Here is a 15,260-nt window from a genome sequence, read left to right on the forward strand (position 1 = left end):
AGGGGCCATAAGCCCCTTTTGATATTTCATGCCGGGTGGCGCTTCGCTTACCCGGCTTACAATTTTCTTAATCCTTTCGGGGATTAAGCAATGCTACGCTGGATTTCGATGATTTCGAACACTTCGATCATATCGCCAACGCGAACATCGTTGTAGTTCTTAACGCCGATACCACATTCCATGCCGTTACGGACTTCGTTAACGTCATCTTTGAAGCGGCGCAGGGATTCCAGCTCGCCTTCGTAGATAACCACGTTGTCACGCAGAACGCGGATTGGGTTATGACGTTTGATGGTACCTTCGGTAACCATACAACCCGCGATCGCACCAAATTTCGGTGATTTGAACACGTCACGAACTTCAGCCAGACCGATGATCTGCTGTTTCAGTTCTGGAGACAGCATACCGCTCATCGCTGCTTTCACTTCGTCGATCAGATGGTAGATGACGGAGTAGTAGCGCAGATCCAGGCTTTCTGAATCGATAACTTTACGCGCAGAAGCATCAGCACGAACGTTGAAGCCAACCAGAATCGCGTTGGACGCCGCAGCCAGGGTTGCGTCGGTTTCGGTGATACCACCGACACCAGAACCGATGATCTTCACTTTCACTTCGTCGGTAGACAGTTTCAGTAAAGAGTCGGAGATCGCTTCCACAGAACCCTGAACGTCCGCTTTCAGTACGACGTTCACTTCGTGAACTTCGCCTTCAGTCATGTTAGCGAACATGTTCTCGAGTTTAGATTTCTGCTGACGAGCCAGCTTAACTTCACGGAATTTGCCCTGACGATACAATGCAACTTCACGCGCTTTCTTCTCGTCACGAACAACGGTCACTTCATCACCGGCAGCCGGAACACCGGACAGACCCAGGATTTCCACAGGAATGGATGGACCTGCTTCCAGAACTTCCTGACCCAGTTCGTTACGCATCGCACGAACACGACCGTATTCGAAGCCACACAGTACGATGTCGCCTTTGTTCAGCGTACCTTCACGGACCAGAACTGTTGCAACCGGACCACGACCTTTATCCAGGAAGGATTCGATAACGGCACCGCTTGCCATGCCTTTACGAACGGCTTTCAGCTCCAGAACTTCAGCCTGCAGCAGGATTGCGTTCAGCAGGTCATCAATACCGGTACCCGCTTTTGCAGATACTGGGATGAACTGAGACTCACCGCCCCACTCTTCCGGCATAACGCCGTACTGGGACAGTTCGTTTTTAACGCGATCCATGTCAGCTTCTGGCTTATCGATCTTGTTAACAGCAACAACCACTGGCACCTGCGCCGCTTTCGCGTGCTGGATTGCTTCGATTGTCTGTGGCATCACGCCATCGTCTGCTGCAACAACCAGAACAACGATATCCGTTGCCTGTGCACCACGAGCACGCATAGAGGTAAACGCGGCGTGACCCGGGGTATCCAGGAAGGTGATCATACCGTTGTCAGTTTCAACGTGGTAAGCACCGATGTGCTGGGTAATGCCGCCCGCTTCGCCAGAGGCCACTTTCGTTGAACGAATGTAGTCCAGCAGAGAGGTTTTACCGTGGTCAACGTGACCCATGATGGTCACAACGGGTGCGCGGGATTCTGCCGCAGCGCCAGTGTCACGGTCGCTCATTACCGCTTCTTCCAGCTCGTTTTCACGACGCAGGATAACTTTGTGGCCCATCTCTTCAGCAACCAGCTGCGCGGTTTCCTGATCGATAACCTGGTTAATGGTTGCCATTGCGCCCAGTTTCATCATCGCTTTGATGACCTGAGAACCTTTAACAGCCATTTTGTTTGCCAGGTCGCCCACGGTGATGGTTTCGCCAATCACAACGTCGCGGTTAACGGCCTGAGCAGGTTTCTGGAAGCCCTGCTGTAAAGAGGAACCTTTACGCTTGCCACCTTTACCACCGCGAACAGCGGCACGCGCTTCTTCACGGTCAGCTTTAGATTCTGAGTGCTTGTTGCCTTTCTTCTGAGGACGAGCCGCTTTAGTCGTGCGAGTACGGCCACGGCCGCCTTCAACTTCACGATCGTTCTCATCTTCGGCCTGGCGAGCATGCTGAGAAGTCGTGACGTGATAATCGCTCTTATCCTCTTCACCTTTCTCTTTTTCTTGCTCAGCCCAAACACCGGCATTTTCTTCCGCCATACGACGTGCTTCTTCAGCCACGCGACGCGCATCTTCTTCGAGCTTGCGACGTGCTTCTTCTTCCGCTTTACGCTTCAGGTCGGCTGCTTCGGTTTCACGACGGGCTTTTTCTGCCTGGGCGGTTTTGGTCATTTCGTCAGTTTGTTGATTGCTCACTTTGTCTTTTTCCGCAGCTTCACGCTTTGCTTTATCACTGGCATCGCGTTTCGCTTTTTCAGCGGCCTCACGTTCAGCTTTTAATACTGCCTCACGCTTGGCTGTTTCTTCTGCCTCACGATGGGCTTGCTCTTCCGCTTCACGCTGCGCCTGCTCTTCCGCTGCAAGGCGCTCGGCCTCTTGCGGATCACGTTTTACAAAGGTGCGTGTCTTGCGGACTTCGATTTGTACCGATTTGCTTTTTCCACCGGTACCTGGAACATTTAACGTGCTGCGCGTTTTACGCTGCAACGTCAGTTTGTCAGGCGTTGAACCGTGTTCACGGTTCAGGTGCGCTAACAAAGTTTGTTTTTCTTGTGCAGTTACTGAGTCATCAGCAGCCTTTGGGATCCCTGCATCAGCAAATTGCTGTACCAGGCGGTCCACAGGGGTCTGAATCTCAGCAGCCAGCGATTTTACAGTTACATCAGTCATGCTGTTCCTTCCTGCTACAGTTTATTACGCTTCGTCGCCGAACCAGCAAATATTACGTGCGGCCATGATGAGTTCGCCGGCTTTCTCGTCGGTTAAACCTTCGATATCAGCCAGGTCATCAACGCCTTGCTCAGCGAGATCTTCCAGCGTACAAACACCACGGGCAGCCAGCTTGAACGCAATCGCACGATCAAGACCTTCCAGATTCAGCAGGTCATCAGCCGGCTTGTTATCACCAAGGCTTTCTTCCTGAGCCAGCGCCAGGGTGGTCAGTGCGTTTTTAGCGCGTTCACGCAGGGCTTCAACGGTTGCTTCATCCAGGCCGTCAATTTCCAGCAGTTCTTTAATTGGCACATAGGCCAGTTCTTCAAGCGAAGAGAAACCTTCTTCGACCAGGACTGTGGCGAAATCTTCGTCGATGTCCAGGTACTTCGTAAAGTTATCGATCGCTGCATGGGCTTCAGCCTGATGCTTAGCCTGCAGGTCATCAACCGTCATTACGTTCAGATCCCAGCCGCTCAGCTGAGACGCCAGACGGACGTTCTGACCGTTACGACCGATAGCCTGTGCCAGGTTACCTGCTTCAACGGCGATATCCATGGTGTGCTTGTCTTCGTCGACAACGATAGAAGACACGTCAGCCGGAGCCATAGCGTTAATCACGAATTGTGCCGGGTTGTCGTCCCAAAGCACGATATCAATGCGCTCGCCGCCCAGTTCAGTAGAAACAGCCTGGACACGTGCGCCACGCATACCAACGCAAGCACCGACCGGGTCGATACGCTTATCGTTGGTTTTTACCGCGATCTTAGCGCGAGAACCCGGATCGCGGGCCGCTGCTTTGATCTCGATAACTTCTTCACCGATTTCTGGCACCTCAATGCGGAACAGTTCGATCAGCATTTCTGGCTTAGAGCGAGTGACGAAGAGCTGCGCACCACGCGCTTCCGGACGCACTGCGTACAGAACGCCGCGGATACGGTCGCCTGGACGGAAGTTCTCACGCGGCAACATGTCTTCACGCAGGATCACGGCTTCAGCGTTGCTGCCCAGATCCAGAGAGATGTTGTCACGGTTCACTTTCTTCACCACACCGGTGATGATTTCACCTTCGTGTTCGCGGAACTGATCAACCACCATCGCGCGCTCAGCTTCACGTACTTTCTGTACGATAACCTGCTTAGCGGTCTGGGTGGTGATACGGTCGAAGGTGACAGATTCGATCTGATCTTCAACATATTCGCCAACGTTGAAGCTTTCGTCTTCGTAACGAGCCGCTTCAAGCGTGATTTCTTTGGTTGGTTGGGTCACTTCTTCGACGATCACCCAACGGCGGAAGGTATCGAAGTCACCACTTTTACGATCGATTTCTACGCGAACATCGATCTCTTGTTCGTATTTTTTCTTGGTTGCTGTAGCCAGTGCACTTTCCAGCGCTTCGAAAATCTTCTCACGCGGCAGTGATTTCTCGTTAGAGACGGCTTCAACAACAGCCAAAATTTCTTTGTTCATCGCGGGCTTTTCACCTCAATCCAGACTGTTAAAAGTGGGGAACCAGGTTCGCCTTCTGGATATTACTCAGCGCGAACACTTCATCTTTGCCTTCGACTGTCACCGTAATCATCTCACCATCAACGGCCTTAATAATGCCCTGCCATTTACGGCGGTTTTGCACAGCCATACGCAGAACGACAGTCACTTCTTCACCGAGATACCGCGTGTAGTGCTCAGCGGTGAACATCGGACGGTGGAGACCAGGCGAGGAAACTTCCAGGTTATAGGCAACAGTAATAGGATCTTCAACGTCAAGAACTGCACTAACCTGGTGGCTGACATCAGCACAATCATCAACATTGATGCCATCTTCACTATCAATATAGATGCGCAGCGTGGATGTGCGGCTGCGAATAAATTCGATGCCGACCAGTTCGTAGCCCAGTGCTTCGACCGGTGCCTTAATCATCTCTGTTAATTTTTGCTCTAATGTGGACAAGCCCACCCCCAAGACATAAAAAAAGGGCCTAAAGCCCAGTTATTCTGTAGTCAGATAACAAAAAACCCCGATAAATCGGGGCTTTAGATAACTGAACCCTATAGCCGCAACTGCGGCCTGGAGCACTTTCTGAAAGAATTTTTTCAAATCCAGCTACGAAGGCTCTGAGTCTTCACAGTATATTTGAAAAAGAACTTTATAGGAAAGTGGTTGCGGGGGCCGGATTTGAACCGACGACCTTCGGGTTATGAGCCCGACGAGCTACCAGGCTGCTCCACCCCGCGCCTGAAACGTGGCAAATTTTACTCGTTTTGGGTAAAAAATGCAAATAATGCTGGGATTTGGTACCGAGGACGGGACGTAAAATCTGCATGCATTATATTGGTTAGAGCATTCCGCTGTCAACTCTGGTTTCCATGCGCTACGCTGAATAACGTTAAAGGCTTGTGTCTTTTTTCCTGTTTGCCTCGCAACAGGCAGCAGCACAGGATTTTTCACAAAAAATGCACGAATCTCTTCCGGTCATCGACAAAAGATGATTAAATGAAAACTCACTTATTTTGCATAAACATGCAATGAGAGCGAAAGCGGTCTCTAATCAGTCAATCAAGCAGGGTTTTATTTTATGACGACGATTCTCAAGCATCTTCCGGTAGGACAACGTATTGGCATCGCTTTTTCTGGCGGCCTGGATACCAGCGCTGCACTGCTGTGGATGCGCCAAAAGGGAGCGGTTCCTTATGCTTATACTGCGAACCTGGGTCAGCCGGATGAGGAAGATTATGATGCGATCCCTCGTCGTGCCATGGAATATGGCGCAGAAAACGCACGTCTGATTGACTGCCGTAAGCAGCTGGTTGCGGAAGGTATCGCTGCGATTCAGTGCGGTGCATTCCATAACACCACGGGCGGTCTGACCTATTTCAACACCACACCGCTGGGTCGTGCGGTGACGGGCACGATGCTGGTTGCCGCCATGAAAGACGATGGCGTGAACATCTGGGGCGATGGTAGCACCTATAAAGGCAACGACATTGAGCGTTTCTATCGCTATGGTCTGCTGACAAACGCCGAGCTGCAGATTTATAAACCGTGGCTGGATACCGACTTTATTGACGAACTGGGTGGCCGCCATGAGATGTCCGAATTCATGATCACCTGCGGCTTCGACTACAAAATGTCAGTTGAGAAAGCCTACTCCACCGACTCCAATATGCTGGGTGCGACGCACGAAGCGAAAGACCTGGAATTCCTGAACTCCAGCGTGAAGATCGTTAACCCGATCATGGGCGTGAAGTTCTGGGACGAAAACGTCAAAATCCAGGCTGAAGAAGTAACGGTACGCTTTGAGCGTGGCCACCCGGTTGCCCTGAATGGTCAAACGTTCGCTGATGACGTCGAGCTGATGCTGGAAGCAAACCGCATCGGTGGTCGCCATGGCTTAGGCATGAGCGATCAGATTGAAAACCGTATTATCGAAGCTAAAAGCCGTGGCATCTATGAAGCCCCGGGGATGGCACTGCTGCACATTGCTTACGAGCGTCTGCTGACCGGTATTCACAACGAAGACACCATTGAGCAGTATCACTCCCACGGTCGTCAACTGGGTAAACTGCTGTACCAGGGCCGCTGGTTCGATCCACAGGCACTGATGCTGCGTGATGCTCTGCAGCGTTGGGTTGCAAGCGCTATCACCGGTGAAGTGACTCTGGAACTGCGTCGTGGCAATGATTATTCCATCCTGAACACCGTGTCTGACAACCTGACCTATAAAGCAGAGCGTCTGACGATGGAGAAAGGTGATTCCGTGTTCTCCCCGGACGATCGTATCGGTCAGTTAACCATGCGTAACCTGGATATCACCGACACCCGTGAGAAGCTCTTCAACTACATCGAAACCGGTCTGCTCTCTGCCTCTTCCGGCAATGGCCTGCCGCAGGTTGAGAACCTGGAACACAGCGACAAGAAGTAATTCTTAATAAAGACATGCAAAAGGCGCCTGAGGGCGCCTTTTTTGTTGGCCTGATATTCTTTTGTCGGGCGGGTAAGCGCACTGCCAAAAGCTCGTTATGGCCGGTGGTACTGCGTTTACCGGGTCTGTGAAACAGGGACTCAAAAGATACAGACGAAAAAAAAAGACGTCTTTCGACGTCTTTTTTCTGGAATATTGGTACCGAGGATGGGACTCGAACCCACAAGCCCGTTAGGGCACTACCACCTCAAGGTAGCGTGTCTACCAATTCCACCACCTCGGTACTGAGTACTTAGTGCGGGATATCGCTGGTCGGCTTAGCCGGTTCAGCTGGCTGAGTTTGCTCAGTTTTAGACGGAGCACTCAGATTGTCCCACTCGCTTCCTTTTGTGGTCTTGTTGCTATTGATATTGCCAAGCGCCAGACTGATGATGAAGAACAGCGTAGCCAGAATAGCCGTTGTACGGGTCATGAAGTTCGCAGAACCACTTGAACCAAACAGCGTACCGGAAGCGCCTGCTCCGAAGGAGGCTCCCATATCAGCGCCTTTACCTTGCTGCAGCATGATCAGCGCTACAAGAGCGATGGCTACAATAAGGAAAACAACTAAAAGAGCTTCGTACATAATCAACCTGTTCCTTGCGGAGTTGCCGCATACCAATGCTTCGACCAATTTAGCAGGAATTGTGTTTCCCACTGAAGCGGGTGTGAATACTAACCAAAGCGAATGACCTTCGCAAGGGCAATTTCAGCGCATTGTATCAACTGCGGAAAAAAACAGCAAAAGCGCATCTGTCGGGCAAAATAAAGGCGACAAGCGTCGCCTTTTTAAACACTTACTGTGCAAAGTTATGCGGCTTTCACCGCATCGGCGATTCGATGAGCAAACTCAGTGACCTGCTGCTCGTCTTCACCTTCAACCATCACGCGAATAAGCGGCTCAGTTCCGGATTTACGCAGCAGCACGCGGCCACGATTCCCGAGGGCAGCTTCGACGTCCGCCATCACCGTTTTCACGTTCTCATTTTCCAGCGGATCGCCTTTACCCGCGGTAAAGCGAACATTCACCAGAATCTGCGGGAACATTTTCATGCCGGTGCAGAGATCGTGCAGACTCATATGGTTGCGCACCATCGCGGCAACCACCTGCAGACTGGCCACGATACCGTCACCCGTAGTGGTTTTATCGAGCAGGATCACGTGACCGGAGTTTTCAGCCCCAATGCGCCAGCCTTTTTCCTGCAATTTTTCCAGCACATAGCGGTCGCCCACTTTAGCACGCGCAAATGGAATACCCAGCTGCTTCAGCGCCAGCTCGAGACCCATGTTGCTCATCAGCGTACCTACCGCGCCACCACGAAGCTGGCCCTGACGCAGTCCTTCACGGGCGATGATATAGAGGATCTGATCGCCATCGACCTTATTACCTTCGTGATCAACCATGATGACGCGGTCGCCATCACCGTCGAACGCAATCCCCAGGTCGGCTTTTTCAGCCAGAACGCGGGCCTGCAGCGCACGCACGTCAGTGGCGCCCACTTCTTCGTTGATGTTGACGCCGTCTGGCTCACAGCCGATAGCAATCACTTTAGCGCCGAGTTCACGGAACACGTTTGGCGCAATGTGGTAGGTCGCGCCATTGGCACAATCGACCACAATTTTGAGGTGGCTCAGGCTCAGTTCGTTCGGGAAGGTGCCTTTACAGAATTCGATGTAACGGCCCGCCGCATCCACAATACGGCTGGCTTTGCCCAGCTCAGAAGAGTCAACGCAGGTCAGCTCTTTTTCCATTTCTGCTTCGATGGCTTCTTCGACTTCATCCGGCAGTTTGGTGCCATCGATGGAGAAGAATTTGATGCCGTTGTCGTAGAACGGGTTATGGGAAGCTGAAATCACAATACCGGCTTCAGCGCGGAAGGTGCGCGTCAGATAAGCCACCGCAGGGGTTGGCATTGGACCGGTAAAGGAAGCGGAAAGCCCGGCGGCGGAAAGCCCCGCCTCTAATGCCGACTCCAGCATATAGCCAGAAATACGGGTGTCTTTACCAATGATGATCTTACGCGAGCCATGACGCGCCAGTACCTTACCTGCCGCCCAACCCAACTTAAGCACAAATTCAGGAGTAATAGGTGCATCACCCACGCGCCCACGGATACCATCGGTGCCAAAATATTTACGATTACTCATAGCGTTTGTTTTCCTTCGCTGACAATGTGGCTTCAACCACACGCATAGCTTCTACTGTCTCTTTGACGTCATGGACGCGAATAATGTGAGCACCTTGCATAGCCGCGATCACCGCGCAGGCAAGGCTGCCGCTCAGACGTTCGCTCGGGCCAACATTCAGCAATTGCCCGACCATGGTTTTTCGCGACATCCCGACCAGCAACGGCAAGCCAAAATGGTGAAATTCCGATAAGCGTGCAAGCAGCTCATAGTTATGGGAGAGATTTTTACCGAAACCGAATCCCGGGTCGAGCAGCAATTTCTCTTTTGCGATACCGGCACGCACACAGCGCGCGATTTGCTCAATAAAGTAGCGATTCACGTCCGCGAACACATCAGAATATTTTGGAGCTTCCTGCATCGTTTTTGGCTGGCCCTGCATGTGCATCAGGCAGACCGGCAAACCGGTTTCTGCGGCAGCCTCAAGAGCTCCAGGCTCAGACAGAGAGCGAATATCATTAATGATGTGAGCACCCACTCTCGCCGATTCACGAATAACTTCCGGCTTAGAGGTGTCGACGGAGATCCAGACTTCAAAGCGCTGGGCGATTGCCTCAACCACCGGGATCACGCGTGATAACTCTTCTTCCACACTCACGTCCGCCGCACCGGGGCGCGTCGATTCGCCGCCGATATCAATAATCGTTGCGCCTGCATTGATCATCAGATTGGCATGCTTCACCGCGTCAATCAGCGTGTTATGCGTGCCGCCGTCGGAAAAGGAGTCAGGGGTAACGTTCAGGATGCCCATCACATGGGGATGTGAGAGATCGAGAGTCGTGTCCTGGGCGAAAAGTTTCATGGCTAAATCCCTGGTATTTTGAGTTATGCAGATAAGAAAAACCCCGGAGCAAGCTCCAGGGTTTCAGGTGAAGATAAATACATCTTCAGCGGTGACTTATTTGTCGCCTAACTGTTCTGACATGGTATTGCCCGGATTTGGCGTACGCGGTTCATCGACCGGACGCGGTGCACGCGGGGTGCCATTGTTGTCAGAATTATTGGAAGCGCCTGGATCTTCCCAGCCTGCTGGTGGACGCACTTCGCGGCGAGCCATCAGGTCGTCAATCTGCGGAGCATCAATGGTCTCATATTTCATGAGCGCATCTTTCATTGAGTGCAGAATGTCCAGGTTGTCATTCAGGATTTCACGTGCGCGGCCATAGTTACGTTCAACCAGTGCCTTCACTTCCTGATCGATGATACGCGCAGTTTCATCGGACATGTGTTTCGCTTTCGCTACAGAGCGGCCCAGGAACACTTCGCCTTCCTCTTCCGCGTACAGCAGCGGACCGAGTTTGTCGGAGAAGCCCCACTGAGTAACCATGTTACGTGCCAGGTTAGTCGCGACTTTGATGTCGTTAGACGCACCGGTAGAAACATGCTCCACACCGTAGATAATCTCTTCAGCCAGACGACCGCCGTACAGGGTCGAAATTTGGCTTTCCAGCTTCTGACGGCTGGCGCTAATCGCATCGCCTTCCGGCAGGAAGAAGGTCACACCCAGTGCGCGACCGCGCGGGATAATGGTCACTTTATGCACCGGATCGTGTTCCGGTACCAGACGACCAATAATCGCATGGCCTGCTTCGTGGTATGCCGTGGACTCTTTCTGCGCTTCAGTCATCACCATGGAGCGACGTTCCGCACCCATCATGATTTTGTCTTTCGCTTTCTCGAACTCCACCATCGACACGACACGTTTGTTACCGCGAGCGGCAAACAGCGCTGCTTCGTTGACCAGGTTTGCCAGGTCAGCACCGGAGAAGCCCGGCGTACCACGTGCGATGATTGCCGCATCGATGTCCGGAGACAGTGGTACGCGACGCATGTGGACTTTAAGGATCTGTTCACGACCACGAACATCTGGCAGACCGACCACAACCTGACGGTCGAAACGGCCTGGACGCAGCAGCGCAGGGTCAAGTACGTCTGGACGGTTAGTCGCCGCGATAACGATGATACCTTCGTTACCTTCGAAGCCGTCCATCTCAACCAGCATCTGGTTCAGAGTCTGTTCACGTTCATCATGACCGCCGCCCAGACCCGCGCCACGCTGGCGGCCTACGGCATCGATTTCATCGATGAAGATAATGCACGGTGCTGCCTTCTTGGCCTGCTCGAACATGTCACGCACACGAGATGCACCAACACCCACGAACATTTCAACGAAGTCAGAACCTGAAATGGTAAAGAACGGGACTTTCGCTTCACCCGCAATGGCTTTCGCCAGCAGGGTTTTACCGGTACCCGGAGGACCAACCATCAGAACGCCTTTCGGGATCTTACCGCCCAGTTTCTGGAAACGGCTCGGCTCACGCAGGTATTCAACCAGTTCCGCCACTTCTTCTTTTGCTTCGTCACAACCTGCGACGTCGGCAAACGTGGTCTTGATCTGATCTTCCGTCAGCATGCGCGCTTTGCTCTTACCGAACGACATGGCGCCTTTGCCACCGCCGCCCTGCATTTGGCGCATGAAGAAGATCCAGACACCGATAAGCAGCAGCATCGGGAACCAGGAAATGAAGATAGAAGCCAGCAGGCTTGGCTCTTCAGGCGGCTCACCTACCACCTTGACGTTTTTAGTCAGAAGGTTATCAAGCAGCTTAGGATCGTTCACCGGGATGTAAGTCGTGTAACGGTTACTATCTTTCTTGGTAACGTTGATCTCACGTCCGTTGATACGCGCTTCGCGAACCTGGTCCTGATTGACCTCTTGCAGGAAGGTAGAATAATCCACCTTGCGGCCATTCGACTCGCTGGGCCCAAAGCTCTGGAACACTGACATCAGCACAACGGCAATGACCAGCCAGAGTATTAGGTTTTTCGCCATGTCACTCAAGGGATTAACCTCATATTACAACTGTGTTAAAAACAGCGTCAGGAGACTCTCTATCCAGTGTCTTTCGAACGTTCGTCCGAAGTCAGCCGGTTATCATTTCCGCCCGGTCGCTACAATATACACTTCACGTGAACGAGCACGGGAAGAGTCCGGCTTACGAACTTTCACCTTCGCAAACAGGGAGCGAATTTCCTTAAGATACTCCTCGAAACCTTCGCCCTGGAACACCTTCACTACAAAACTACCACCAGGCGCTAGAACATCACGACACATTTCTAACGCAAGTTCAACCAGATACATGGAACGGGGAATATCCACCGCTGGTGTTCCGCACATATTTGGCGCCATATCAGACATGACAACCTGAACTTTACTGTCACCTACACGTTCGAGTAATGCTTTCAGGACTAATTCATCACGAAAATCGCCCTGAAGGAAGTCAACACCGACAATCGGATCCATTGGTAAAAGATCGCATGCGATGATTCGCCCCTGGCCACCAATTTGTGTCACAGCATACTGTGACCATCCGCCAGGTGCCGCACCGAGGTCAACAATCGTCATTCCCGGTTTAAAGAGTTTGTCACTTTGCTGTATTTCATCAAGTTTAAACCAGGCACGGGAACGTAACCCCTTTTTCTGTGCCTGAAGAACATATTTATCGCTAAAGTGTTCCTGGAGCCAGCGGCTGGAGCTGGCAGAACGCTTTTTACCTGTCATTTAACTTTCCGTCCTGGTTCATCGTAACCTGCCTTTGACGTAAATTTCTACGCAGCTATTTGGCGATATAAGGGAGATGGCGGTAGAATGAACCGTTTTCAATCCCAACGTAAGCAAAAATATACGATGAATCTGAGTACTAAACAAAAACAGCACCTTAAAGGTCTGGCACATCCACTCAAGCCTGTAGTCATGCTTGGCAACAATGGTTTGACCGAAGGGGTGCTTGCCGAGATCGAACAAGCGCTGGAGCACCACGAGCTGATTAAGGTGAAAATTGCCTCTGAAGACAGAGACACGAAAACCCTGATCGTGGAAGCTATCGTGCGCAATACCGGTGCCTGTAATGTACAGGTTATCGGTAAAACGCTGGTGCTCTACCGCCCGTCTAAAGAGCGTAAAATCTCGCTGCCACGCTAAGAATATCCTGAATCGAACACTTTTTCAGTGTAAAACGAGGGATTTCCAATAGCAGGTGAGCAAAATGCCATGCTCCGTGAGTTGATAAAAGGCCGCTATGCGGCCTTTTTCCTTTCTTTACAATGTATCAACAACTACGGTGAGATGCGAATTACAGGTACTCGACCTTGATAATTTCGTATTCCACTTCGCCGCCCGGCGTGCGGATCACCACCACATCGTCCTGCTCTTTGCCAATCAGACCACGGGCAATCGGCGAGTTAACGGAGATGAGGTTCTGTTTAAAGTCCGCCTCGTCATCGCCCACAATGCGGTAAGCCTGCTCTTCGTCATTGTCCAGGTTCAGCACCGTCACGGTAGAACCAAAAATCACGCGGCCATTGTTCGGGATTTTGCTGATATCGATCACCTGTGCATTCGACAGTTTCGCTTCAATATCTTTGATACGGCCTTCGCAGAAGCCTTGCTGTTCGCGCGCGGCGTGATACTCCGCGTTCTCTTTCAGGTCGCCATGCTCACGCGCATCCGCGATTGCGGCGATGATTTCAGGACGGCGAACAGATTTCAGAAAATCCAGTTCTTCGCGCAGTTTTTCGGCACCACGTAAGGTCATCGGAATAGCTTGCATTTGTTATACCTCTTAAACATTCCTGTTGGGAGCGACTCACTCACTCCGACTTCCGGCCTCGCAGGCGTCAAAGCGTGTCACAGGTCGGGAGCAAAAGAAAACTGCCCGGAAGCAAAGTTCCAGGTCAGCAGCAATTTTTCAATTTGATGCGCATTTTACCGCGAAGTTCACTATGGGTCATCGTTTACTTTACAGGGCGTTGCACCGTAGTATGACGGTTTGTTTACGGGTTGTTAGCGCGAGATTATGCGATTTTCCAGATTTATCATCGGATTGACTACCAGTGTGGCGTTCACTGTCCAGGCAGCGAATGTGGATGAGTATATTAATCAACTCCCAGCTGGCGCTAACCTTGCGCTGATGGTGCAAAAAGTGGGTGCCCAGGCGCCGGAGATTGACTATCACAGCCAGCAAATGGCACTTCCCGCCAGTACACAGAAAGTGATTACAGCTCTGGCTGCGCTCTTGCAGTTGGGGCCCGATTTCCGCTTCACCACCACGCTGGAAAGCAAAGGCAGCGTGGATGACGGCGTCCTGAAAGGCGATTTAATCGCCCGTTTTGGCGGCGATCCGACTTTTAAGCGTCAGGATATCCGCAATATGGTCGCGGTGCTGAAAAAGTCCGGGGTGCAGAAAATCGACGGCAATGTGCTGATCGATACCTCCATTTTTGCCAGCCACGATAAAGCCCCCGGCTGGCCGTGGAACGACATGACCCAGTGCTTTAGCGCCCCGCCGTCTGCGGCAATCGTCGACCGTAACTGCTTCTCCGTCTCGCTGTACAGCGCGCCTAAGGCCAATGATTTAGCCTTTATTCGCGTGGCGTCCTACTACCCTGTCACCATGTTCAGCCAGGTACGAACGCTGGCGAAAGGCTCGCCTGATGCACAGTATTGCGAGCTGGATGTGGTACCCGGCGATCTGAACCGCTTTACCCTGACCGGATGCCTGACGCAGCGTGCCGACCCGCTGCCGCTAGCGTTCGCCATTCAGGATGGTGCCAGCTACGCCGGTGCCATTCTGAAAGACGAGCTGAAACAGGCCAATATCAGCTATTCCGGGACGCTGCTGCGCCAGACGCAGTCCAATGAACCCGGTACGGTAATTGCCAGCAAACAGTCCGCGCCGCTGCACGATCTGCTTAAGATTATGCTGAAAAAGTCCGACAACATGATCGCCGATACGGTGTTCCGCATGATCGGCCATGCCCGATTCGGCGTTCCCGGTACATGGCGGGCAGGTTCCGATGCCGTTCGCCAGATCTTGCGCCAGCAGGCGGGGATCGATCTTGGTAACACTATTGCGGTCGATGGCTCCGGCCTTTCGCGCCATAATTTGATCTCACCTGCAACAATGATGCAGGTTCTTCAGTACATTGCGCAGCACGACACTGAGCTAAACTTTATCTCGATGCTCCCTCTCGCGGGTTACGATGGCTCTCTGCAGTACCGTGCGGGTCTGCACGCTGCTGGCGTAGACGGAAAAGTCTCCGCCAAAACGGGTTCATTGCAAGGGGTGTATAACCTGGCAGGCTTTATTACCACGGCCAGCGGGCAACGCATGGCGTTTGTGCAGTATCTTTCCGGCTATGCCGTCGAACCGAGCGACCAGCGTAATCGCCGTATCCCTCTGGTGCGTTTCGAAAGCAGGCTTTACAAGGACATCTACCAGAATAACTAGCG

At 52.2% G+C, this 15,260-nt stretch carries 12 protein-coding genes and 2 tRNA genes; 3 read left to right on the forward strand and 11 right to left on the reverse strand.

Translation table 11 applies throughout. The features are described 5' to 3' along the window. Window positions 1–83: 83 nt before the first annotated feature. From infB to C0560_RS18235, 4 genes are all read right to left on the reverse strand, one after another. The gene (gene infB, locus C0560_RS18220; RefSeq protein ID WP_100778755.1) at window positions 84–2,777 is read right to left on the reverse strand and encodes a translation initiation factor IF-2; all 2,694 of its coding nucleotides are present in this window, start codon (window positions 2,775–2,777) and stop codon (window positions 84–86) included. Window positions 2,778–2,801: 24 nt separating this feature from the next. Continuing rightward, window positions 2,802–4,289, reverse strand: a complete 1,488-nt coding sequence (gene nusA, locus C0560_RS18225) for a transcription termination factor NusA (protein WP_100778754.1) — start codon at window positions 4,287–4,289, stop codon at window positions 2,802–2,804. 28 nt (window positions 4,290–4,317) lie between these two features. Further along, the gene (gene rimP, locus C0560_RS18230) at window positions 4,318–4,770 is read right to left on the reverse strand and encodes a ribosome maturation factor RimP (protein WP_142503648.1); all 453 of its coding nucleotides are present in this window, start codon (window positions 4,768–4,770) and stop codon (window positions 4,318–4,320) included. 207 nt (window positions 4,771–4,977) lie between these two features. Further along, a tRNA-Met gene (locus C0560_RS18235) sits at window positions 4,978–5,054 on the reverse strand. Between the two features lie 341 nt (window positions 5,055–5,395). Here C0560_RS18235 and argG point away from each other — a divergent pair. Next, the gene (argG, locus tag C0560_RS18240) at window positions 5,396–6,742 is read left to right on the forward strand and encodes an argininosuccinate synthase (protein ID WP_123428245.1); all 1,347 of its coding nucleotides are present in this window, start codon (window positions 5,396–5,398) and stop codon (window positions 6,740–6,742) included. 196 nt (window positions 6,743–6,938) lie between these two features. Here the strand turns inward: argG and C0560_RS18245 are convergent. From C0560_RS18245 to rlmE, 6 genes are all read right to left on the reverse strand, one after another. Then, window positions 6,939–7,025 (reverse strand) — tRNA-Leu (locus tag C0560_RS18245). A 9-nt stretch (window positions 7,026–7,034) separates the two neighbouring features. After that, a complete protein-coding gene (gene secG / locus C0560_RS18250) occupies window positions 7,035–7,367 on the reverse strand; it encodes a preprotein translocase subunit SecG (protein ID WP_100778751.1) in 333 nt (110 codons plus the stop codon). 224 nt (window positions 7,368–7,591) lie between these two features. Continuing rightward, a complete protein-coding gene (glmM, locus tag C0560_RS18255) occupies window positions 7,592–8,929 on the reverse strand; it encodes a phosphoglucosamine mutase (protein WP_123428243.1) in 1,338 nt (445 codons plus the stop codon). After that, on the reverse strand, window positions 8,922–9,770 hold the full coding sequence (gene folP, locus C0560_RS18260) for a dihydropteroate synthase (protein ID WP_123428241.1): 849 nt from the start codon (window positions 9,768–9,770) through the stop codon (window positions 8,922–8,924). Before folP ends, glmM begins: the two co-directional genes overlap by 8 nt. A 96-nt stretch (window positions 9,771–9,866) precedes the next feature. Next, window positions 9,867–11,801 carry an ATP-dependent zinc metalloprotease FtsH gene (gene ftsH / locus C0560_RS18265; RefSeq protein WP_100778748.1) on the reverse strand — a complete coding sequence of 645 codons (1,935 nt, stop codon included), beginning with the start codon at window positions 11,799–11,801 and terminating at the stop codon, window positions 9,867–9,869. 102 nt (window positions 11,802–11,903) lie between these two features. Beyond that, on the reverse strand, window positions 11,904–12,530 hold the full coding sequence (gene rlmE, locus C0560_RS18270) for a 23S rRNA (uridine(2552)-2'-O)-methyltransferase RlmE (protein ID WP_100778747.1): 627 nt from the start codon (window positions 12,528–12,530) through the stop codon (window positions 11,904–11,906). 126 nt (window positions 12,531–12,656) lie between these two features. Here rlmE and yhbY point away from each other — a divergent pair, with 126 nt between their 5' ends. Next, on the forward strand, window positions 12,657–12,950 hold the full coding sequence (yhbY, locus tag C0560_RS18275; protein WP_095283563.1) for a ribosome assembly RNA-binding protein YhbY: 294 nt from the start codon (window positions 12,657–12,659) through the stop codon (window positions 12,948–12,950). Between the two features lie 151 nt (window positions 12,951–13,101). Here the strand turns inward: yhbY and greA are convergent, their stop codons facing one another. Beyond that, the gene (gene greA / locus C0560_RS18280; protein WP_100778746.1) at window positions 13,102–13,578 is read right to left on the reverse strand and encodes a transcription elongation factor GreA; all 477 of its coding nucleotides are present in this window, start codon (window positions 13,576–13,578) and stop codon (window positions 13,102–13,104) included. A 246-nt stretch (window positions 13,579–13,824) separates the two neighbouring features. Between greA and dacB the strand changes: the two genes are divergently transcribed. Beyond that, on the forward strand, window positions 13,825–15,258 hold the full coding sequence (dacB, locus tag C0560_RS18285; protein ID WP_100778745.1) for a serine-type D-Ala-D-Ala carboxypeptidase: 1,434 nt from the start codon (window positions 13,825–13,827) through the stop codon (window positions 15,256–15,258). Window positions 15,259–15,260: the final 2 nt, after the last annotated feature.

Origin of the sequence: Lelliottia sp. AC1, from assembly GCF_023278595.1 — a bacterium.
GTDB lineage: Bacteria > Pseudomonadota > Gammaproteobacteria > Enterobacterales > Enterobacteriaceae > Enterobacter > Enterobacter nimipressuralis.

Excerpts from the sequence above, each read along its gene's own strand:
- infB (WP_100778755.1), bottom strand. The coding sequence starts at position 2,777 with ATGACTGATGTAACTGTAAAATCGCTGGCTGCTGAGATTCAGACCCCT.
- nusA (WP_100778754.1), bottom strand. The coding sequence starts at position 4,289 with ATGAACAAAGAAATTTTGGCTGTTGTTGAAGCCGTCTCTAACGAGAAA.
- argG (WP_123428245.1), top strand. The coding sequence starts at position 5,396 with ATGACGACGATTCTCAAGCATCTTCCGGTAGGACAACGTATTGGCATC.
- secG (WP_100778751.1), bottom strand. The coding sequence starts at position 7,367 with ATGTACGAAGCTCTTTTAGTTGTTTTCCTTATTGTAGCCATCGCTCTT.
- glmM (WP_123428243.1), bottom strand. The coding sequence starts at position 8,929 with ATGAGTAATCGTAAATATTTTGGCACCGATGGTATCCGTGGGCGCGTG.
- folP (WP_123428241.1), bottom strand. The coding sequence starts at position 9,770 with ATGAAACTTTTCGCCCAGGACACGACTCTCGATCTCTCACATCCCCAT.
- ftsH (WP_100778748.1), bottom strand. The coding sequence starts at position 11,801 with ATGGCGAAAAACCTAATACTCTGGCTGGTCATTGCCGTTGTGCTGATG.
- rlmE (WP_100778747.1), bottom strand. The coding sequence starts at position 12,530 with ATGACAGGTAAAAAGCGTTCTGCCAGCTCCAGCCGCTGGCTCCAGGAA.
- yhbY (WP_095283563.1), top strand. The coding sequence starts at position 12,657 with ATGAATCTGAGTACTAAACAAAAACAGCACCTTAAAGGTCTGGCACAT.
- greA (WP_100778746.1), bottom strand. The coding sequence starts at position 13,578 with ATGCAAGCTATTCCGATGACCTTACGTGGTGCCGAAAAACTGCGCGAA.
- dacB (WP_100778745.1), top strand. The coding sequence starts at position 13,825 with ATGCGATTTTCCAGATTTATCATCGGATTGACTACCAGTGTGGCGTTC.